We start from the raw sequence: 18,431 nt of genomic DNA, 5'->3' as shown, positions 1-18,431 counted from the left end.
ACGTTAAGAGGCATTTTCGGTTAAACCTGCGAGCCGTTTCCCAGTCGTAGATTTCAAGGCAGGCCGATTCTGGCCTACCGTTTCAAACGTGCGTCGCAGTCAGGGCGCTCAGTCGTATTCAGGAGCCCTGTGCAATGACGCGCACTTCAAAAATAATCAGCTGGACCTTAGCCACGCTTGTTGTCTTGCTGGCGATACTGGTTCTGATCATCGTGTTCTTCGATTGGAACCGGATCAAACCACCGCTCAATGCCAAAGTTTCCGAAGAGCTGCATCGCCCGTTCGCCATTAATGGCAACCTCGCCGTGGTGTGGCGGCGCGAGCTCGATGAAGGCGGCTGGCGCGCCTGGGTGCCATGGCCGCATGTGGTGGCGGAGGATCTGAGTCTGGGCAACCCGGACTGGTCGAAGCAGCCGCAGATGGTCACCCTCAAACGCGTCGAACTGCGCATCTCGCCCCTGGCCTTGTTGGCGCAACGGGTGGTGATTCCGCGAATCGACCTGACCGAGCCGAACGCCGACCTCCAGCGCCTGGCCGATGGCCGCGCGAACTGGACCTTCAAGTTCGACCCCAAAGACCCGAACGCAGAACCGTCGAATTGGGTGGTGGACATCGGCGCCATCGGTTTCGACAAGGGCCACGTCACCCTCGACGACCAGAGCCTGAAAACTCAACTCGACCTGTTGATCGATCCGCTGGGCAAGCCAATTCCATTCAGCGACATCGTCGGCGACAAAGCGGCGAAAACCGCGGTCGAGAAGGGCGGCGCACCTCAGGACTACGCGTTCGCGATCAAGGTGAAGGGCCAATACCACCAACAGAAACTCGCCGGCGAAGGCAAGATCGGCGGCCTGTTGGCTTTGCAGGACGCGGCCAAGCCGTTTCCGCTGCAAGCCCAGGTGAAGATCGCCGACACCAGCGTCGAACTGGCGGGCACCTTGACCGATCCGCTGAACCTCGGTGCCTTGGACCTGCGCCTGAAACTGGCCGGCAGCAGCCTCGCTAACCTGTATCCGCTGACCGGCGTCACCCTGCCGGACTCGCCGCCTTATGCCACCGACGGTCACTTGACCGCCAAGCTGCATGACGCGGCTGGCGCGCAGTTCCGCTATGAAGGCTTCAACGGCAAGATCGGCGACAGCGATATCCATGGCGACCTGGCGTACGTCGCCAGTCAGCCGCGGCCGAAACTCAGCGGCTCGCTGGTTTCCAATCAACTGCTGTTTGCCGACCTCGCGCCATTGATCGGCGCCGATTCCAATGCCAAGCAAAAGGCCCGTGGCGGCGAAAGCAAGCAGCCGGCGGACAAGGTGCTGCCGGTCGAAGAGTTCAAGACCGAGCGCTGGCGGGATATGGACGCTGATGTCGAATTCACGGGCAAACGCATTGTCCACAGCGAAAAACTGCCGTTCACCGACCTTTATACCCATCTGGTGCTGACGGATGGCGTGCTCAGCCTGGAGCCCCTGCGCTTCGGCGTGGCCGGCGGCAAGCTCGATGCGCAGATTCGCCTCAATGGCCGTACCGAACCGTTGGAAGGCCAGGCGAAGCTCACCGCTCGCGGTTTCAAACTCAAACAGTTGTTCCCAACTTTTGAACCGATGAAAACCAGTTTCGGCGAATTGAACGGCGACGCGGATATCTCGGGTCGCGGCAATTCGGTGGCCAAGTTGCTGGGCACGTCCAACGGCAAGCTGAAAATGCTGATCAACGACGGCGCCATCAGCCGCGAGTTGATGGAGCTGGCCGGGCTCAACGTCGGCAACTACGTGGTCGGCAAGATCTTTGGCGACAAAGAAGTGAAGATCAACTGCGCGGCGGCGGACTTCGACATCAAGACCGGCCTGGCAACCACCCGGTTGTTTGTCTTCGATACCGAGAACGCAATCATCTACATCGATGGCACCGCGAACATGGCGACGGAACAACTGGACCTGACCATCACCCCGGAATCCAAGGGTTGGCGGTTGATTTCGTTGCGTTCGCCGCTGTACGTGCAGGGCAAGTTCATCAAGCCGAGCGCCGGGGTGAAAGCCGTGCCGTTGTTGCTGCGTGGCGCGGGGATGGTGGCGCTGGGCGTGATTGCTGCGCCGGCGGCAGGGTTGTTGGCGCTGGTGGCGCCGAGTGGCGGCGAGCCTAACCAGTGCGCGCCGTTGCTGGAGCAGATGAAGGCTGGGAAGGCGCCGGTTACCGTCAAGCCAACCAAGTAAATCTATGGCGTCTGTGAAGACGCCTTCGCGAGCAAGCCCGCTCCCACATTAGATCTGCGAATGAATACAGGTCAAATGTGGGAGCGGGCTTGCTCGCGAAGGCGGTCCCGCAGGCGCTACAGGTCTTTCAGAATGTCAGCCATATCGTCGGCATGCTCTTCTTCCTGAGCCAGGATGTCTTCGAAGATGCGCCGGGTGGTCGGGTCTTTTTCGCCGATGTACTGGATGATCTCGCGGTAGCTGTCGATGGCTATCCGCTCGGCGACCAGGTCTTCGTAGACCATCTCCTTGAGGTTGTTGCCGGCCACGTATTGCGCATGGGAGTTTTTCGACAGCAGGTCGGGGTTGAACTCCGGCTCGCCGCCCAGTTGCACGATGCGCTCGGCCAAGCGGTCGGCGTGTTCGGCTTCCTGGTTCGCGTGTTCGAGGAATTCGTCGGCGGCCACATGGGCCTTGAGCCCGTTGGCCATGAAGTAGTGGCGCTTGTAGCGCAACACGCAGACCAATTCGGTGGCCAGCGATTCGTTGAGCAGGCGCAACACCTCGTCGAGGTCGGCACTGTAGCTCTCGGTCACGGCGCCGTTTTCGACATTCTTGCGGGCCCGCTCACGCAGGGTGGTTACATCAGACAAATGCATGTCGCTCATCTCGATCTCCTGGAGGCTAATCCGGTTTGCGTCACGCCTCTAGGGACGTGATCGCTACTTAAGGTGTGAGTGATGAGCGCTGCAGAAAGTTTTATGTAATTGAACCAGCGGTCAGCCTTTGTTGATCTGGATCACGCAAGACATGCCCTGACGCCTGCGCCTCTTCGCGCAGCCATTCGAAAAACGCCCGCACTGGCGGATGCCGTTCGCGTCCCGGCACGCAAAGGGCGCTATAGCCTGCGCCATCCACCTGAACCTCAGACTTGTAAGGCACCAGCAAACCGCTGGCCACGCTTTCGGATACCAGAATGTTGCTGGCCAGCACCAAGCCTTGCCCGGCAATCGCCGCTTGCAGGGCGTAATGCTCTTCGTCGTATTCGCGTACCGCCGGTTGACCGGTCAGCCAGGTTTCGCCGGACTCCGCGCACCAGGCCTCCCAGCCGTGGGCGTACAGCTTGGAATTGTGCCAGCGCACGCTGATCAATGTCGGCACTCGGCTGCCGGCCAGCGCCACTTGTTCGGGCGAACCATAAACGCCGAAGGATTCATCGAACAGGCTCTGTCCATACAGGTTCGGGTAGTCACCGAGGCTATAGCGCACCACCAGATCAACGCTGGCGTCCTGATGCAGGTCGATGACTTCGCAATGGGTATCGAGCCGCAGGTTGATCCCGGGATGCCGGGCATAGAAACGCCCCAGTCGCGGCACCAGCCACAACGCGGCGAACGCGGCGGTGGTGGAAATCGTCAGGCTGGCGCTGCTGCGTTGCGGTCGCAGGGTGTCGACGCTCTGCGCCACGTCCAACAAAGCACCGTGCAGGCTCTGGAACAGACGTTCGCCGCCCTCGGTGAGGCGCACCTGTCGCGGCAGCCGTTCGAACAGCGCAATGCCGAGCCAGTTCTCCAACGCACGAATCTGATGGGAAATCGCCGTGGGCGTCACCGACAGTTCTTCGGCGGCGGCCTTGAAGCTCAGCAAGCGCGAGGCGGATTCAAAGGCGCGCAGGGCGGTCAGCGGCAACGAGGCGAACATGAATACTCCATGGATGAAATTAATTCATCCTGACTGACTTTTGATCATTTGAAGAGGGTGATTGTGAGCCACAAGCTGCACGCCATAAGCAGTTTTCAGTGTAGCCCTTCAGGAGATTCAGATGAGCACAATTCTTGCGATTCATGCCAGTCCCCGTGGTGAGCGTTCCCATTCCCGGCGCCTGGCGGAGGTTTTTTTGTCGGCGTGGCAGGCGCGCCATCCGCAGTCGCGCCTGACCCGTCGTGAGGTCGGCCGGGCGTTGATTCCGCCGGTCAACGAGGCGTTCGTCGCGGCGGCGTTTTACCCCGAGCCCGAGGCCCGGCCGCTGTCGATGCAAGCCGATCTGGCGTTCAGTGATGAACTGGTCGGCGAGTTGCTCGGCCACGATCTGCTAGTGATTTCCACACCGATGCACAACTTCAGCGTGCCCAGCGGCCTCAAGGCCTGGATCGATCAGATTGTGCGGCTCGGTTTGACCTTCAATCACACCCTGGACAATGGCGTGGCGCAGTATGAGCCGCTGGTAAAGGGTAAAAAGGCGCTGATCGTCACCAGTCGCGGTGGGTTCGGCTTCGGGCCGGGCGGGGAGCTGGAGGCGCTGAACCACGCCGATACATTGCTGCGCACGGCCCTGGGTTTCATCGGTATCACTGACATCACCGTGATCGCCGCCGAGGGTGAAGAGTCGGCTGAGCGGACATTCCAGGTTTCCGTCGCCGAGGCCGAACAGCGCCTGCTGGCATTGGCCGGGGAGTTCTAAATGGCCTGGCTGTTTTTGCTGATCGCCGCCGGGTTTGAAGTCACCTTCGCCATGGGCATGAAGTACGCCGAAGGCTTCACCCGGCTCTGGCCGTCGGTGATCACGGTCGTGGCGGCGATTGCCGGGATTTACTTCCTGACCCTGGCCATGCGCGAATTGCCGGTGAGCATCGCCTACCCGATCTGGACCGCCATCGGTTCATTGGGCACGGTGTTTCTCGGCTTTGCGCTGTTGGGCGAAAGCCTGACCGTGGTGAAACTGGTATCGGTCGGGTTGATCGTGACGGGTGTAGTGGGGTTGAAGTAAAGCGTGTTTGGCGGATGTCATAGACTGGTCATGTTCGCTGGCGATGCTTGGCTGATGTCTTGCATCCCGCCTTGCGCCACCTCACAGATCACAAGGATGTCCGCCCATGTCGCAAGGTTCCGCCACGCGTTACCCGTTGGTGCTGGTCCCGGGAATGCTCGGGTTTATCCGCTTGCTGCTGTATCCCTACTGGTACGGGATCGTCGCGGCGTTGCGCCGGGGTGGCGCGACGGTGTTTGCGGTGCAGGTGTCGCCGCTCAATTCCACCGAAATACGCGGCGAGCAATTGCTGGCGCGGATCGACGAAATCCTGCGGGAAACTGGCGCCGAGAAGGTCAATCTTATCGGCCACAGCCAGGGCTCGCTGACCGCACGTTACGCCGCCGCCAAACGCCCGGACCGGGTGGCTTCGGTTACATCGGTAGCTGGCCCCAATCACGGCTCGGAACTGGCGGATTACCTGCACAAGCATTACCCGGCGGACAGCGCCAAGGGCCGGTTGCTCAGTTTTTTATTGCGGGTGTTTGGTGCGTTGATGAGCCTGCTGGAAACCGGCTATCGCGGACCGAAACTGCCGGTAGATATCAACGCGTCCCACCATTCCCTGACGACCGAAGGCGTGGCGCAATTCAACCAGCGTTATCCACAGGGCCTGCCTGAAACCTGGGGCGGGCAGGGGCCGGAAGAGGTCAACGGCGTGCGTTATTACTCCTGGTCCGGGACGTTGCAGCCGGGCAAAACCGATCGCGGCGGCAATCTGTTCGACGGGACCAATCGTTTTTGCCGGTTGTTTGCGACAACGTTCGTGCGCGAAGCCGGGCATTGCGACGGGATGGTCGGGCGCTATAGCTCGCACCTGGGGACGGTGATTGGGGACGAATATCCGCTGGACCACTTCGATATCGTCAACCAGTCGCTGGGGCTGGTGGGGAAGGGCGCGGATCCGGTGCGCTTGTTTGTGGAGCATGCGGCGCGGTTGAAAGCCGCCGGGGTTTAACCTTCAGACCGAGTCATCGTTCTTCGCGAGCAAGCCCGCTCCCACAGGGGAACGCATTCCAAATGAGGAAGCTGGCTTGCTCGCGAAGGCGCCCGCTCAGGCAACGCGAATCTTGCGGCCCAAAACGGTGGTCCACCGCTCCGAAAGAATCACCCCACCCAACGTCAACATCCCACCCACCAGGTGATACATCGCCAACTGCTCATGCAGCACCACCGCCGCAATCAGCGCGGTAATCACCGGCAGCAAGTTGAAAAACAGTGTGGTCCGGCTCGGGCCCAGGCGCACCACGGCTTGCATCCACATCAATGGCGCAACCATCGAGGCCAGCAGGCAGGCGTAGAGCACCAGTGGAATGTTTTGCATCGTCAGGCCGATTTTCGGCGAGATCACGAACAGCGGAAACAGCACCAGCACCGCCACCCATATCTGCATATACAACAACACCAGCGGCGGCAGACGCAGCTGCCATTTCTTCAACAGCGTGCTGTAGATCGCGTAGGCCAGGGTCGCGATCAGCATCATGGCGTCGCCCATGTTCACCCCGTGCTCCAGCAATGCACACAGGCTGCCCGACGACACCACCACCAAAACCCCGGCAAAGGACAACACGGCACCCGTCAGCGCTCCGGCGGTCAGGCGTTGGCCGAGGCTGATAATCGCCATCGCCAGGGACATCAGCGGCATCAGCGACAGGATGATGCCCATGTTGGTGGCCGAGGTCAGGCTGGCGGCGAAGTAGGCCAGGCTCTGATAAACCGCCATGCCGAGCACGCCGAGGACGAAAATCTTGCCCAGATTCGGGCGAATCATCGGCCAATGGGCAATCACCGGTTTGAGCAGAAATGGCGTGAACAAAATCCCGGCGAGCAGCCAGCGGTAGAAGCCGATCTCGGCGGGAAAAATCGCGCCGGCGGACATCTTGGTGATCACGGTGTTGCCGGCCCAGATAAAAATGGTCAGCAGGGGAAACGCGTATTGCATGGGAGAGAAACCAGAACATTGATGAGGGCCAATTATCCGCCTGTCTGGATGCAAGCCTATACTGCGATCCAGACAATCGGCCCCGGATGACGGACAGCATGACCAGTAAACACATCGATCTGCTAGATTTCAGCGAATTGCCGGCCCCGGTGTACTTCCGCTACGCCGACTTCGACACCCACGAATACGCCTCGGCGCACACCCACCCGTGGGGCACGCTGGAGTATTCGGCCAATGGCGTGTTGCACATGGAGATCGGCAACAGCCGCTTCATGTCGCCGCCGCAGTACGCGGTGTGGGTGCCGCCGCACACCGAGCACAGTTTCTACAGCAACCAGCCGATCAACTACCGCGCGGTGTGCCTGGCGCCGTTGCTGTGCCGTGATCTGCCGCCACAGGCCTGCACCCTGGCGATCAGCGACATTCTCAAGGCGATCCTCAAGGACTTCGCCGCCCGGGACGTGAAAATCCCCGAGCGCGAAGCCGACGTACGCCTGGCCCAGGTGCTGGTGGATCAGTTGCAACTAGCGCCCGAGCACGCGTGTTATTTGCCCTACGCCAGCAGTCCCGGGTTGCTTGGGATACTCGAAACCTTGCAGGCCGAACCTGGGGATAACCGGCCATTGGCGGACTGGGCGGCGCAGATTCACGTCAGCGAACGCACCCTGGCCCGGCAGTTCGTGCGCGAGTTGGGCATGAGTTTCGGCGAGTGGCGACAACGCCTGCGGTTCCTGGCGGCGATCGAGGCGCTGGACAGCCAGCGCAGCATTCAGGACATCGCTTTTGACATGGGCTACAGCACCGGTTCAGCGTTTATCGCGATGTTTCAACGCCAGGCCGGATGCACGCCGGAGCAATATCGACGCAGTCATCTTGAGACCAGGTGAAGGTGTAACGGGGTTTGTCTACACTTCAGGGCGAGGCCGCATCCATCGGTGCGGTAACAAGGAGAAAACTCCATGAAGATGTTGCGTGTCCCTTTGTTGATGATCGGTTTGCTGCTCTGCTCCCAGGGCTTCGCCGCCACGGCCCAACAGAACAAAATGACCACCTGCAATGCCGACGCTACCGCGAAAAGCCTCAAGGGCGATGAGCGCAAGACATTCATGAGCACGTGCCTCAAAGCCGCCCCGGCCGCCAATGACGCCAAAGCCCTGACCCCGCAGCAAGAGAAAATGAAAACCTGCAACGCCACCGCCGCCACACAGGCGCTCAAGGGCGATGCGCGCAAGGCGTTCATGAGTGATTGCCTGAAGAAAAAGTAGGAATTGGTCCGGAGAATGTGGGGGCTGTGAGGGCCTCTTCGCGAGCAGGCTCGCTCCCACATTTGCCCGGTGAACACAGATCCACTGTGGGAGCGAGCCTGCTCGCGAAGAGGCCAGTCAGGGCACTGAAAAAAGCCGTCAGTCCCCCCACTAAGGTCGACCTACACAATCCCTAGTGCTGGCCCCGGATCGCTGGCAGACTGCCCATCCTTTTATGTCGTTCGTTTTGAGGCTGTATGCCAACGTTTTCTCAACGTCACGTCTTGCTGTTAATCAGTTGGGTCATCATCTTCGGTGGTTTGCTACTGGTCATCCCTCTGCGCCTGCTGCCGAGCCTGCTGGCCGGGTTGTTGGTGTTCGAACTGGTCAACATGCTCACGCCGCAATTGCAGCGGCTGATCGAAGGTCGCCGCGCCCGCTGGCTGGCGGTGGCGTTGCTCGGCACGTTGGTGGTCAGTGTGCTGGCGTTGATCTTCGCCGGTGCAATCAGCTTCCTGCTGCACGAAGCGGAAAACCCCGGCGCTTCCCTCGACAAATTCATGCAAGTGGTCGATCGCGCCCGCGGGCAACTGCCGCCGTTCATCGACGCCTACCTGCCGGCCAGTGCCGCCGAGTTCCGGGTGGCCATCGGCGAGTGGATGAGCAAACACCTCAGCGACTTGCAACTGGTGGGCAAGGATGCGGCGCACATGTTCGTGACGCTGCTGATCGGCATGGTGCTGGGCGCAATCATCGCCTTGCAGCGTGCGCCGGACGTGACCAAGCGCAAGCCGCTGGCCGCCGCCCTGTTCGACCGCTTGCACCTGCTGGTCCAGGCCTTTCGTAACATTGTGTTTGCGCAGATCAAGATTTCCCTGCTCAACACCTTCTTCACCGCGATCTTCCTCGCGCTGATTCTGCCGATGTTCGGCATCAAGCTGCCGTTGACCAAAACCCTGATCGTGCTGACGTTCCTGCTCGGCCTGCTGCCGGTGATCGGCAACCTGATGTCGAACACCCTGATCACCATCGTCGGCTTGTCGCTGTCGATCTGGGTCGCCGTGGCGGCGCTGGGCTACCTGATCTTTATCCACAAGCTCGAATACTTCCTCAACGCGCGCATCGTCGGCGGGCAGATCAGTGCCAAGTCGTGGGAGTTGCTGCTGGCAATGCTGGTGTTCGAAGCCGCGTTCGGCCTGCCTGGAGTGGTGGCGGGGCCGATTTATTACGCGTATTTGAAGAGTGAGTTGAAGCTGGTGGGGATGGTTTGATCAGGTCGATGTGTATTGCCTGATCTGGCCTCTTCGCGGGCAAGCCCGCTCCCACAGGGAAATGCGGTCAAATGTGGGAGCGTGGCTTGCCCGCGAAGGGCGCGACTCGGTTCTGGATCAGTCCATCGACCCGTAACGCTTCATGGCCTCAATCGCCAAACCGCTGCCGATACTGCCAAAGATGTTGCCTTCCACATGCCGTGCGTTTGGCAGCATCGCCGAGACGCTGTTGCGCAGCGCCGGAATCCCGCTCGAACCGCCGGTGAAGAACACCGTATCCACCTGATCAACCCGCACGTTGGCGTCGTTCAACAGTTGCGTGACGCTGTTGCGCACGCGCTCCAGCAGGTTGTCGATGGCTGATTCGAACAATGCGCGGGTCAGTTCCACGCTCAGGCCTGGCTCGATGCGGTCCAGCGGCACGTGGCGGCTGTCGGCGTGGGTCAGCTGGATCTTGGTTTCTTCCACTTCCATGGCCAGCCAGTGGCCGGCGCGCTGGTCGATCAGCTTGAACAGGCGATCGATGCCGCCAGTGTCTTCGATGTCGTAGCGCATGCTGCCCAGGGCCAGGGTCGATTTCTGCGAGTACACCGAGTTGATGGTGTGCCAGGTCGCCAGGTTCATGTGGTGGCTGGTGGGCATGTAGGCGCCACTCTTCATGCGGCTGCCATAGCCGAACAGCGGCATCAGGCCTTGCAGGCTCAGCTGCTTGTCGAAATCGGTCCCGCCGATGTGCACGCCGCCGGTGGCGAGGATGTCATCGTGGCGGTTGTCGTGCATGCGGCGCTCGGGCGACAGGCGCACCAGCGAGAAGTCGGACGTACCACCGCCGATGTCGACGATCAGCACCAACTCTTCTTTTTCGATGGTCGACTCGTAGTCGAACGCGGCAGCAATCGGTTCGTACTGGAACGACACGTCCTTGAAGCCGATAGCGCGGGCCACGTCGACCAAGGTGTTTTCCGCTTCCTGGTCGGCCAGTTCATCGTCGTCGACGAAGAACACCGGGCGACCCAGCACCACTTCCTCGAACTCGCGACCGGCGGCGGCTTCGGCGCGCTTCTTCAACTGGCCGATAAACAGCCCGAGCAGGTCCTTGAACGGCATCGCCGTGCCGAGGACGCTGGTGTCGTGCTTGATCAGCTTGGAACCCAGCAGGCTCTTGAGCGAGCGCATCAACCGGCCTTCGTAGCCTTCCAGGTACTCGTGCAGCGCCAGCCGGCCGTACACCGGGCGGCGTTCTTCGATGTTGAAGAAGACCACCGAAGGCAGGGTGATCTTGTCGTCCTCCAGCGCGATCAGCGTTTCCATGCCGGGGCGCAGCCAACCGACGGTGGAGTTGGACGTGCCGAAGTCGATACCACAGGCACGGGCTGGGGATGCGTTTTTCATGTCTTTCGAGTTCCGGTTAAAAAACGGCCGCGCAGTGTATGCCAGTGCGGCGAAGATTCGAAGGCCGACTATCCGCTAAATCATCATCAATAGCGCCTTGATAAGCTGGCCCGATGCCCCAAACTTGTCTGCATCGACCCTGGCAGCCATTTGGCGGTCGCAAGAACCGCCAGCCGCTGCCGATAAACTTCTGATGCGCTGCCCGGTCACAACCTTGAGATCGGTCAACCCGGTGGCTGTTAATGCGCGCATGCTGCCGGTGACGGCGCGATTTTGATAACGGATGGTGATCCTTAGATGGACTTCAAAGACTATTACAAGATTCTCGGTGTGGAACCGACCGCGGACGATAAGACGATCAAGGCCGCCTATCGCAAGCTGGCTCGCAAGTACCACCCAGACGTCAGCAAGGAAAAGGACGCCGAGGCCAAGTTCAAGGACGCCTCGGAAGCCTATGAAGCGCTGAAAAGTGCGGACAAACGCGCCGAATACGACGACTTGCGCAAATACGGCCAGCACGGCCAGCCGTTCCAGGGCCCGCCGGGTTGGCAGGGGCGTGGCGGCGGCGGTTTTGGTGGCGGTCAGGACACGGGCGATTTTTCGGACTTCTTCAGTTCGATCTTCGGCAACCGGGGTCCTGGTTTTGGTGGTGGTGAGTCGCGTCGCAGTACGGGACGTCGAGGGCAAGACGTGGAAATGGAACTTGGGATTTTTCTGGAAGAAACCCTCTCGAACGAATCGAAGAAGGTCACCTTCCAGGTGCCGCAATACAACGCAGCCGGCCAGCATGTGAGCAACACACCTAAAAGCCTGAACGTGAAGATCCCGGCCGGTGTGACCGACGGCGAGCGTATCCGCCTCAAGGGCCAGGGCGCTCCGGGGACCGGCGGCGCTGCGAATGGTGACTTGTTCCTGATCATCCGTTTTGCACCGCACCCTAAATTCGACGTCGAAGGCGAGAACCTGATCATCACTTTGCCGCTGGCACCGTGGGAACTGGCGCTGGGCGCGGAAGTGGCGGTGCCGACCCTGACCGGCAAGATCAACCTCAAGGTTCCGGCCGGTAGCCAGAACGGCCAGCGCATGCGCGCCAAGGGCCACGGTTTGATGAACAAAAAGGGTGAACGGGGCTTCCTGTTCGTGCAACTCAAGGCCGTCATGCCTAAAGTCTTGGATGATGAGACCAAGGCGTTGTGGCAGGAACTGGCGAAGAAAGCCGCATTCGACCCGAGAGAAAATTTCTGATCCGCTAGAACCATGGAGCTACTGACTATGAGCAGTCCCCTGATCGTTCAACTGGACATGGCAGAATTCTGTGAGGCGACCGACCTGTCGGACGTCTACGTGATCGAAATCGTCGAACACGGCATCCTCGAACCTCAGGGCTCCGCGCCCAAGGATTGGCGTTTCAACGATTACGAACTGGCCCTGGCCAAACGCGCCGCCAAGCTGCGGCGCGACCTGGAACTGGAATGGGAAGGCGTCGCCCTGGCGCTGGACTTGCTTGAAGAGGTCCAGCAACTGCGGGCTGAGAACCGGATGCTCAAGCAGCGGTTGGGGCGGTTGGTGGTTGAGTAGGCGGTTCTGATGTCGCTGTGTTGTCTATTCGGGCGCTTTCGCGAGCAAGCCCGCTCCCACAGGGGATTTGTGTACACCGCAAAACCCTGTGGGAGCGGGCTTGCTCGCGAAGAACGATAACCCGGTATCAAGCCTTGCGCGGCAACACCACCGTAAACAAAGTCCCCGCCACCTCATTCGAACTGACCTCAATCGTCCCCCGATGAGCGGTCACCACTTCCTTGACGATAAACAATCCCAGGCCAAGGCTGGTCGATGGCTGGCCGAGTTCTTCACTGGCCGTGCGCACCAGCGGGTCGAAGATTGTGCTGATCGCATCCTCCGGAATCGGTACGCCAAAGTTATGCACCGTAAGGCGCACCGCGTCGGGCTCGCCGATGAGGGTCACCGTGACATCGCGTTTGTTCGTGCCATGCTGCAACGCATTGCCGATCAGGTTCTGCAACAACTGCGCGATGCGCCCGGCATCCCAGGTGCCTCGGGTGTCGCCTGTGATGCTGATGATGGGATCGCACTCGGGGTTGCCGGCGCAGGCCTGGGCGATCGCCTCATGCGCCGCATCGGCCATGTCCATCGGGCCGGGTTCGATCGGCAGGCTCTTGCCCAGGCGACTGCGCACCAGTTCCAGTAAATCGGCGACCATCACCGCCATGTGCCGGGTGCCACGCTGGATATGGTGCAAACAGGTCAGGGCATCGCCTTCAAGATTCACTTTGCGCTGCAACAACTCGGTGGACATGCTCACCGCCTGCAACGGTGCGCGCAGGTCGTGGCCGAGGATCGCCAGGAAGATGTCGCGCGAGTGGTTGACCTGCTCGGCATAGGCCGCCGTCGATTCAGCCAGGGCTTCGTCAATGGCTTCGTTGAAGCGGATCATGTCCTGGAAGTACGCCATGTCCGGGGCTTGCAGGCTATTGACCCACAGGCGAATCACGGCGGCCCGCAGATGGCGGAACTCGGACGTCATCTGCACCAGATCGAAACCGACGTTATGCCGCAGTTCGCCATGGCTGGCGGCGGCCTGATCCAGGCTTGGGGTTTTTTCCGGGCCGTCACCCATGGCCTTGGCGGCTTGTTCCTGGGCGGTCTGGGCGGTGTTCATGTCCCGGGCGGCCGCCAGCAGAATGGAGCGGGCGTGATCGCGCAGGGTGATGCGATCGAGGTTTTCATCCGGTGTGATGACGCGGGCGAAGTGCTCCCACTCATCGACGATACGATCAACCTCAACCACGATGAATTCGCTTAGGCGCATGGACGATGGTTCCGAACAAAAAATGACCGATGATGGAGCAGCATCTTAGCCCCTTCAGGAGCGGGTAAACACTGTTGAATGTGGCCTGTCAGGATGCGGGAAAGCGCAGGTGGTATTCACCGGTCGTCGATATTCCTGTGTACGGATCGCCTGTGATTGATCAAGCCCCGATGTGTTGCGCATCGGGGCTTTTTGCGGCTTAAAACAGGAAGTAACGCTGAGCCATTGGCAGGATTTCCGCCGGCTCGCACCACAGCAACACACCATCGGCCTTGACCTGATAAGTCTGTGGATCGACGTCGATGTTCGGCAGGTAATCGTTGTGGATCAAGTCGGTTTTCTGCACCTCGCGGCACCCTTTGACCACGGCGATTTTCTTCTTCAAACCCAGCGCCTCGGGCAATCCCGCTTCCTGCGCGGCCTGACTGATAAAGGTCAGGCTGGTGGCGTGCAGCGAGCCGCCGTAGCTGGCGAACATCGGGCGGTAGTGCACCGGTTGTGGCGTCGGGATCGAAGCGTTGGCGTCGCCCATCAGGCTGGCGGCGATGGCGCCACCCTTTAGGATCAGCGTCGGCTTGACCCCGAAGAACGCCGGGCGCCACAGCACCAGGTCGGCCCATTTACCGATTTCGATGGAACCCACTTCATGGCTGATGCCGTGGGTGATCGCCGGGTTGATGGTGTACTTGGCGATGTAGCGTTTGGCGCGGAAGTTGTCGTTGCCTTCAGCGTCCTGGGGCAACGGGCCGCGCTGCTTTTTCATCTTGTCGGCGGTCTGCCAGGTGCGGGTGATGACTTCACCGACGCGGCCCATGGCCTGGCTGTCGGAGCTGATCATCGAGAACGCACCGAGGTCGTGAAGGATGTCTTCGGCGGCAATCGTTTCGCGGCGGATGCGGCTTTCGGCGAAGGCTACGTCTTCGGCAATGCTCGGGTCCAGGTGATGGCAGACCATCAGCATGTCCAGGTGTTCGTCGATGGTGTTGCGGGTGAACGGACGGGTCGGGTTGGTCGAGCTCGGCAACACATTGGCAAAGCCGCAGGCCTTGATGATGTCCGGGGCATGACCGCCACCCGCGCCTTCGGTGTGATAAGTGTGGATGGTACGGCCCTTGAACGCGGCGAGGGTGGTTTCGACGAAACCGGATTCGTTGAGGGTGTCGGTGTGGATCGCCACTTGTACGTCGTACTGATCGGCGACAGTCAGGCAGTTGTCGATGCTGGCCGGGGTGGTGCCCCAGTCTTCGTGCAACTTGAGGCCGATGGCGCCGGCCTTGACCTGCTCGATCAACGGTTCTGGCAGGCTGGCGTTGCCCTTGCCGGTGAGGCCGATGTTCATCGGGAACGCATCCGCCGCCTGGAGCATGCGCGCCAGGTGCCACGGCCCGGAGGTGCAGGTCGTCGCATTGGTGCCCGTGGCCGGGCCGGTGCCGCCGCCGATCATGGTGGTGACGCCGCTCATCAGCGCTTCTTCGATCTGCTGCGGGCAGATGAAGTGAATGTGCGTATCGATGCCGCCGGCGGTGAGGATCATGCCTTCACCGGCGATGACTTCGGTGCTGGCGCCGATGGCGATGGTCACGTCCGGTTGCACGTCCGGGTTGCCGGCCTTGCCGATCCCGGCGATGCGCCCGTCCTTGAGGCCGACGTCGGCCTTGACGATGCCCCAGTGGTCGACGATCAGGGCGTTGGTGATCACCGTATCGACCACCTCGGCGGCGAGCAATTGGCTCTGGCCCTGGCCATCGCGGATGACCTTGCCGCCGCCGAACTTCACTTCTTCGCCATAGGTGGTGAAGTCTTTTTCCACTTCGATCCACAGCTCGGTGTCGGCCAGGCGCACCTTGTCGCCGACGGTGGGGCCGAACATGTCGGCGTAGGCTTGACGGGAAATCTTCATGTGTTCGCCTTGGAATTCAATTGAATATGAAATCGTTCGCTGCGCTCACTTTCGCGAGCAGGCTCGCTCCCACAGGGGAATGCGATCACCTGTGGGAGCGAGCCTGCTCGCGAAGGGGTCAGTACAGACACCGCATTAATCAGAGGTCACCCATGACCCGCCCGGCAAACCCGAAAACTCGCCGATGCCCGGCCAGATCGACCAGCTCGACCTCGCGGCTCTGCCCCGGTTCGAAGCGCACGGCGGTGCCGGCCGGGATGTTCAGGCGCATGCCGCGGCTGGCGGCACGGTCGAAGGTCAGGGCGTCGTTGGTTTCGAAAAAGTGGTAATGCGAGCCGACCTGGATCGGCCGGTCGCCGCTGTTGGCCACCTTCAGGCTGAGGGTGCGGCGGCCCGCGTTGAGCTCGATGTCGCCGGGCTGGATCTGGTATTCACCGGGAATCATCCATTCACTCCTTGCAGAATCTTGTAGTAGAGGGCGGTCGGCCGATAGTTGCCGGCGGGGTCGCAGGCGTAGTCGGGGATCTGCCCGGCGCGGGTGTAACCCAACGCCTTGTAGAAGTCTTCGGCAGGGGAGCCGGCCTCGGTGTCGAGGTAGAGCATGCCGCGCTTGTGCTGGCGGGCGGCGAGTTCCAAAGCACTCATCAATTGCTGGCCGAGGCCGCGACGGCGGGCGTGTTCACGCACCAGCAGTTTCTGCACCTCGGCACGGTTCAGGCCGTTGGCCTTCTGGCACAGGGTCAACTGGACGCTGGCCTGCACCTGCTCATCCTTGACCACCACCCACAGCAACACATTGCCTTTGTTCAGGTTGGCCTGGACCTCATCGAAATAGGCCCGGGCCTGAGTCGCATCGAGGTCGGCCATGAAACCGACGCTGGCGCCATACCCCACGGCGTCCAGCAGCAAATCGATCAAACCCTGGCGATAGTGCGCAAAGCTTTCAACATTCACGCGACGCAGTTGGGCGGCGTTCATCGGTGTTACTCCTTGTTGGCGATCGGCGGCTCCGCGCCTGGATTGAGGGTCAATTGCATGAAGGTCAGGTCCAGCCAGCGACCGAACTTGGTGCCCACCTGGGGCATCTGCCCGGTGATCAGGAAACCGGCGCGTTCATGCAGACGAATAGAAGCGGCATTGCCGCTTTCGATGGCGGCGACCATCACATGCTTGGCGCAGCCTCTGGCGCGCTCGATCAGCTCGACCATCAATTGCGGGCCGAGGCCGTTGCCGCGCTGGTCGCTGCGCACATAGACCGAGTGCTCGACGGTGTGGCGAAAGCCGTCGAACGGCCGCCAGTCACCGAATGAAGCGTAGCCCAGCACGGTGTTATCACCGTCGACGATCACCAGGATCGGATAACCCTGGGATTGCCGGGCGCTGAACCATGCCTGGCGGTTGCCCAGGTCCACGGCCTGTTCGTTCCAGATCGCGGTGGTGTTGAGTACCGCATCGTTGTAGATGTCGCGGATCGCCGGCAGGTCGGCGTGCAGCGCATCACGAATGAGATAAGTCATGGCGCGGCCTCAGGCGATCGGTTGGTGGACGGTGACCAGTTTGGTGCCGTCGGGGAACGTCGCTTCGACCTGGATCTCGGGGATCATTTCCGGGATACCTTCCATCACCTGTTCGCGGCTCAACAGGGTGGTGCCGAAGTGCATCAACTCGGCCACGGTGCGACCGTCACGGGCGCCTTCGAGCAGCGCCGCGGAGATGTAGGCCATGGCTTCCGGGTAATTGAGTTTCACGCCGCGAGCCAAACGCCGCTCGGCGACGAGGCCGGCGGTGAAGATCAACAGCTTGTCTTTTTCGCGTGGGGTCAGGTCCATCGTTGGGAATCCATCTGGGCAGATAAAAAAGGTATTCGGATCTGTAAATACAAAACCCCTGTGGGAGCGGGCTTGCTCGCGAAAGCGGACTGGCATTCAACATTTTCGGTGTCTGATACACCGCTTTCGCGAGCAAGCCCGCTCCCACAGGGGAATCGTGTTTCAGGTGCTCCATATTCTTGGGGGGACGGCTTCTCGGCCGAGCAACGCTGGCCTGAGCAATCGCCACAAATCTATAAGCCAACCCCGTGCCAACAATGCCTCGCTGGCCAAACATCGCGCCACCAACAGCCCGGGCAACTGGGTCAGATCCCCGCGTACGTCATTGGGCAGCGAGCGGCAGGTTTCCAGCAGTTCACTGTCGATTTCCCCGGTCACCAGCAACGTCGCAAACACCGGTTGGCCGTCCAGCCCGATCGGCGAGTCGAGCAAGCCATCGTTCCCGACAATGCGCTGGCGTTCGTGCCAGAGCAACTGGCCGTCGCGGCGGATGTCGAGTTTTGCCTGGAAATGCCCGAGGTCGAAGCGTTCGCCACTGGCCGGGCGACCCAGTGCCACCACGTCCCAGTAGAACAATCGGGCATCGCCTTCAAGGTTGATCGAGGTGCTGAGTTCGGCCTGGGCTGCGCTGAAAATGATCGTCTCCTGGGGCAACCATTCCAGTGTCGCACCGGCCGCCACGTTCAAGTCCAGCTGCTGATAAGCGGGTCCGGCGGCGCGATACCACTTGGCGGCGCCGGGGCTGGTGATTTGCGCCCAGGCATCGCTGCCGACGCTGGCGCTGATGTCCAGCCGATCACCCCCGGCAATCCCGCCCGGCGGGTGGACGATGATGTGCTGGCACACCTCAGGCCCTTCGGCGTACAGGTGTTTTTGCACGCGCAGCGGACCTTGATGCCGGCGCAGGACCGGGCGCGTGCTGTCGCCGAAGCGGGCGTAGCCCAGCTCCAGCTCGGCGTGCCAGCTCGGGGTAAACAGGACAGTGGAGGCAGGTAAATTCATATCGTCTTATTATCGTTAGGACGCTA

Annotated in this window: 20 protein-coding genes; 9 read left to right on the top strand and 11 right to left on the bottom strand. The window is 61.0% G+C overall.

Translation table 11 applies throughout. From position 1 onward, the window contains the following. The first annotated feature begins 134 nt into the window (after positions 1-134). Positions 135-2,210, top strand: coding sequence for an AsmA family protein (locus tag ACIQY3_RS15240; RefSeq protein ID WP_403020745.1), 2,076 nt, complete (start codon positions 135-137; stop codon positions 2,208-2,210). 116 nt (positions 2,211-2,326) lie between these two features. Here the strand turns inward: ACIQY3_RS15240 and ACIQY3_RS15235 are convergent, their stop codons facing one another. Both ACIQY3_RS15235 and ACIQY3_RS15230 read right to left on the bottom strand, forming a co-directional pair. Continuing rightward, entirely contained in the window at positions 2,327-2,857 is a 531-nt protein-coding gene (locus ACIQY3_RS15235) for a bacterioferritin (protein ID WP_403020743.1), read from the bottom strand. Between the two features lie 91 nt (positions 2,858-2,948). Then, a complete protein-coding gene (locus ACIQY3_RS15230) occupies positions 2,949-3,890 on the bottom strand; it encodes a LysR substrate-binding domain-containing protein (protein WP_403020741.1) in 942 nt (313 codons plus the stop codon). Between the two features lie 121 nt (positions 3,891-4,011). Between ACIQY3_RS15230 and ACIQY3_RS15225 the strand changes: the two genes are divergently transcribed. The 3 genes from ACIQY3_RS15225 to ACIQY3_RS15215 all read left to right on the top strand — a co-directional run bounded on the left by ACIQY3_RS15225 (position 4,012) and on the right by ACIQY3_RS15215 (position 5,953). Beyond that, entirely contained in the window at positions 4,012-4,650 is a 639-nt protein-coding gene (locus ACIQY3_RS15225) for an FMN-dependent NADH-azoreductase (RefSeq protein ID WP_403020739.1), read from the top strand. Beyond that, positions 4,651-4,956, top strand: a complete 306-nt coding sequence (locus ACIQY3_RS15220; RefSeq protein ID WP_403020736.1) for a DMT family transporter — start codon at positions 4,651-4,653, stop codon at positions 4,954-4,956. A gap of 106 nt (positions 4,957-5,062) precedes the next feature. Continuing rightward, a complete protein-coding gene (locus ACIQY3_RS15215) occupies positions 5,063-5,953 on the top strand; it encodes an esterase/lipase family protein (RefSeq protein ID WP_403020734.1) in 891 nt (296 codons plus the stop codon). Between the two features lie 96 nt (positions 5,954-6,049). On the opposite strand, the gene ACIQY3_RS15210 is transcribed toward ACIQY3_RS15215, so the two are convergent. Then, the gene (locus ACIQY3_RS15210; protein WP_403020732.1) at positions 6,050-6,937 is read right to left on the bottom strand and encodes a DMT family transporter; all 888 of its coding nucleotides are present in this window, start codon (positions 6,935-6,937) and stop codon (positions 6,050-6,052) included. A 98-nt stretch (positions 6,938-7,035) separates the two neighbouring features. On the opposite strand from ACIQY3_RS15210, the gene ACIQY3_RS15205 reads away from it, so the two are divergent. The 3 genes from ACIQY3_RS15205 to ACIQY3_RS15195 all read left to right on the top strand — a co-directional run bounded on the left by ACIQY3_RS15205 (position 7,036) and on the right by ACIQY3_RS15195 (position 9,452). Continuing rightward, positions 7,036-7,824, top strand: a complete 789-nt coding sequence (locus tag ACIQY3_RS15205) for an AraC family transcriptional regulator (protein WP_403020729.1) — start codon at positions 7,036-7,038, stop codon at positions 7,822-7,824. Positions 7,825-7,896: 72 nt separating this feature from the next. Further along, positions 7,897-8,202, top strand: a complete 306-nt coding sequence (locus tag ACIQY3_RS15200) for a PsiF family protein (RefSeq protein ID WP_403020727.1) — start codon at positions 7,897-7,899, stop codon at positions 8,200-8,202. Between the two features lie 236 nt (positions 8,203-8,438). After that, positions 8,439-9,452, top strand: a complete 1,014-nt coding sequence (locus tag ACIQY3_RS15195; RefSeq protein WP_403020724.1) for an AI-2E family transporter — start codon at positions 8,439-8,441, stop codon at positions 9,450-9,452. Between the two features lie 117 nt (positions 9,453-9,569). Here ACIQY3_RS15195 and ACIQY3_RS15190 read toward each other — a convergent pair whose 3' ends face one another. Further along, positions 9,570-10,844 (bottom strand): Hsp70 family protein, encoded by a 1,275-nt coding sequence (locus tag ACIQY3_RS15190; protein ID WP_054044063.1) that lies wholly within the window; start codon positions 10,842-10,844, stop codon positions 9,570-9,572. 297 nt (positions 10,845-11,141) lie between these two features. Between ACIQY3_RS15190 and ACIQY3_RS15185 the strand changes: the two genes are divergently transcribed. Together ACIQY3_RS15185 and ACIQY3_RS15180 are read left to right on the top strand one after the other, a co-directional pair. Beyond that, the gene (locus ACIQY3_RS15185; protein WP_403020721.1) at positions 11,142-12,089 is read left to right on the top strand and encodes a DnaJ C-terminal domain-containing protein; all 948 of its coding nucleotides are present in this window, start codon (positions 11,142-11,144) and stop codon (positions 12,087-12,089) included. Positions 12,090-12,116: 27 nt separating this feature from the next. Beyond that, positions 12,117-12,422, top strand: a complete 306-nt coding sequence (locus tag ACIQY3_RS15180) for a chaperone modulator CbpM (RefSeq protein ID WP_054044061.1) — start codon at positions 12,117-12,119, stop codon at positions 12,420-12,422. A gap of 127 nt (positions 12,423-12,549) precedes the next feature. On the opposite strand, the gene ACIQY3_RS15175 is transcribed toward ACIQY3_RS15180, so the two are convergent. From ACIQY3_RS15175 to ACIQY3_RS15145, 7 genes are all read right to left on the bottom strand, one after another. Then, a complete protein-coding gene (locus tag ACIQY3_RS15175) occupies positions 12,550-13,674 on the bottom strand; it encodes a sensor histidine kinase (RefSeq protein WP_403020719.1) in 1,125 nt (374 codons plus the stop codon). Between the two features lie 199 nt (positions 13,675-13,873). Then, complete coding sequence (ureC, locus tag ACIQY3_RS15170; protein WP_403020716.1) at positions 13,874-15,574, bottom strand: urease subunit alpha; 1,701 nt, start codon at positions 15,572-15,574, stop codon at positions 13,874-13,876. A 139-nt stretch (positions 15,575-15,713) separates the two neighbouring features. Continuing rightward, positions 15,714-16,019, bottom strand: a complete 306-nt coding sequence (locus ACIQY3_RS15165) for an urease subunit beta (protein WP_096513645.1) — start codon at positions 16,017-16,019, stop codon at positions 15,714-15,716. Next, positions 16,016-16,552, bottom strand: coding sequence for a GNAT family N-acetyltransferase (locus ACIQY3_RS15160; RefSeq protein ID WP_054044056.1), 537 nt, complete (start codon positions 16,550-16,552; stop codon positions 16,016-16,018). Before ACIQY3_RS15160 ends, ACIQY3_RS15165 begins: the two co-directional genes overlap by 4 nt. 5 nt (positions 16,553-16,557) lie before the next feature. Beyond that, positions 16,558-17,091, bottom strand: coding sequence for a GNAT family N-acetyltransferase (locus ACIQY3_RS15155; protein WP_403020711.1), 534 nt, complete (start codon positions 17,089-17,091; stop codon positions 16,558-16,560). 9 nt (positions 17,092-17,100) lie between these two features. Next, positions 17,101-17,403, bottom strand: coding sequence for an urease subunit gamma (ureA, locus tag ACIQY3_RS15150; protein WP_033055605.1), 303 nt, complete (start codon positions 17,401-17,403; stop codon positions 17,101-17,103). Between the two features lie 162 nt (positions 17,404-17,565). Continuing rightward, on the bottom strand, positions 17,566-18,405 hold the full coding sequence (locus ACIQY3_RS15145; protein WP_403020707.1) for an urease accessory protein UreD: 840 nt from the start codon (positions 18,403-18,405) through the stop codon (positions 17,566-17,568). Positions 18,406-18,431: the final 26 nt, after the last annotated feature.

Source organism: Pseudomonas sp. NPDC096950 (assembly GCF_044762525.1).
Classification (GTDB): domain Bacteria; phylum Pseudomonadota; class Gammaproteobacteria; order Pseudomonadales; family Pseudomonadaceae; genus Aquipseudomonas.
Note: the sequence above shows the minus strand (reverse complement) of the source record. Positions and strands in the feature narration are given on the sequence as shown.

Coding starts and splice junctions, on each gene's coding strand:
- ACIQY3_RS15240 (WP_403020745.1), top strand. CDS start 135: ATGACGCGCACTTCAAAAATAATCAGCTGGACCTTAGCCACGCTTGTT.
- ACIQY3_RS15235 (WP_403020743.1), bottom strand. CDS start 2,857: ATGAGCGACATGCATTTGTCTGATGTAACCACCCTGCGTGAGCGGGCC.
- ACIQY3_RS15230 (WP_403020741.1), bottom strand. CDS start 3,890: ATGTTCGCCTCGTTGCCGCTGACCGCCCTGCGCGCCTTTGAATCCGCC.
- ACIQY3_RS15225 (WP_403020739.1), top strand. CDS start 4,012: ATGAGCACAATTCTTGCGATTCATGCCAGTCCCCGTGGTGAGCGTTCC.
- ACIQY3_RS15220 (WP_403020736.1), top strand. CDS start 4,651: ATGGCCTGGCTGTTTTTGCTGATCGCCGCCGGGTTTGAAGTCACCTTC.
- ACIQY3_RS15215 (WP_403020734.1), top strand. CDS start 5,063: ATGTCGCAAGGTTCCGCCACGCGTTACCCGTTGGTGCTGGTCCCGGGA.
- ACIQY3_RS15210 (WP_403020732.1), bottom strand. CDS start 6,937: ATGCAATACGCGTTTCCCCTGCTGACCATTTTTATCTGGGCCGGCAAC.
- ACIQY3_RS15205 (WP_403020729.1), top strand. CDS start 7,036: ATGACCAGTAAACACATCGATCTGCTAGATTTCAGCGAATTGCCGGCC.
- ACIQY3_RS15200 (WP_403020727.1), top strand. CDS start 7,897: ATGAAGATGTTGCGTGTCCCTTTGTTGATGATCGGTTTGCTGCTCTGC.
- ACIQY3_RS15195 (WP_403020724.1), top strand. CDS start 8,439: ATGCCAACGTTTTCTCAACGTCACGTCTTGCTGTTAATCAGTTGGGTC.
- ACIQY3_RS15190 (WP_054044063.1), bottom strand. CDS start 10,844: ATGAAAAACGCATCCCCAGCCCGTGCCTGTGGTATCGACTTCGGCACG.
- ACIQY3_RS15185 (WP_403020721.1), top strand. CDS start 11,142: ATGGACTTCAAAGACTATTACAAGATTCTCGGTGTGGAACCGACCGCG.
- ACIQY3_RS15180 (WP_054044061.1), top strand. CDS start 12,117: ATGAGCAGTCCCCTGATCGTTCAACTGGACATGGCAGAATTCTGTGAG.
- ACIQY3_RS15175 (WP_403020719.1), bottom strand. CDS start 13,674: ATGCGCCTAAGCGAATTCATCGTGGTTGAGGTTGATCGTATCGTCGAT.
- ureC (WP_403020716.1), bottom strand. CDS start 15,574: ATGAAGATTTCCCGTCAAGCCTACGCCGACATGTTCGGCCCCACCGTC.
- ACIQY3_RS15165 (WP_096513645.1), bottom strand. CDS start 16,019: ATGATTCCCGGTGAATACCAGATCCAGCCCGGCGACATCGAGCTCAAC.
- ACIQY3_RS15160 (WP_054044056.1), bottom strand. CDS start 16,552: ATGAACGCCGCCCAACTGCGTCGCGTGAATGTTGAAAGCTTTGCGCAC.
- ACIQY3_RS15155 (WP_403020711.1), bottom strand. CDS start 17,091: ATGACTTATCTCATTCGTGATGCGCTGCACGCCGACCTGCCGGCGATC.
- ureA (WP_033055605.1), bottom strand. CDS start 17,403: ATGGACCTGACCCCACGCGAAAAAGACAAGCTGTTGATCTTCACCGCC.
- ACIQY3_RS15145 (WP_403020707.1), bottom strand. CDS start 18,405: ATGAATTTACCTGCCTCCACTGTCCTGTTTACCCCGAGCTGGCACGCC.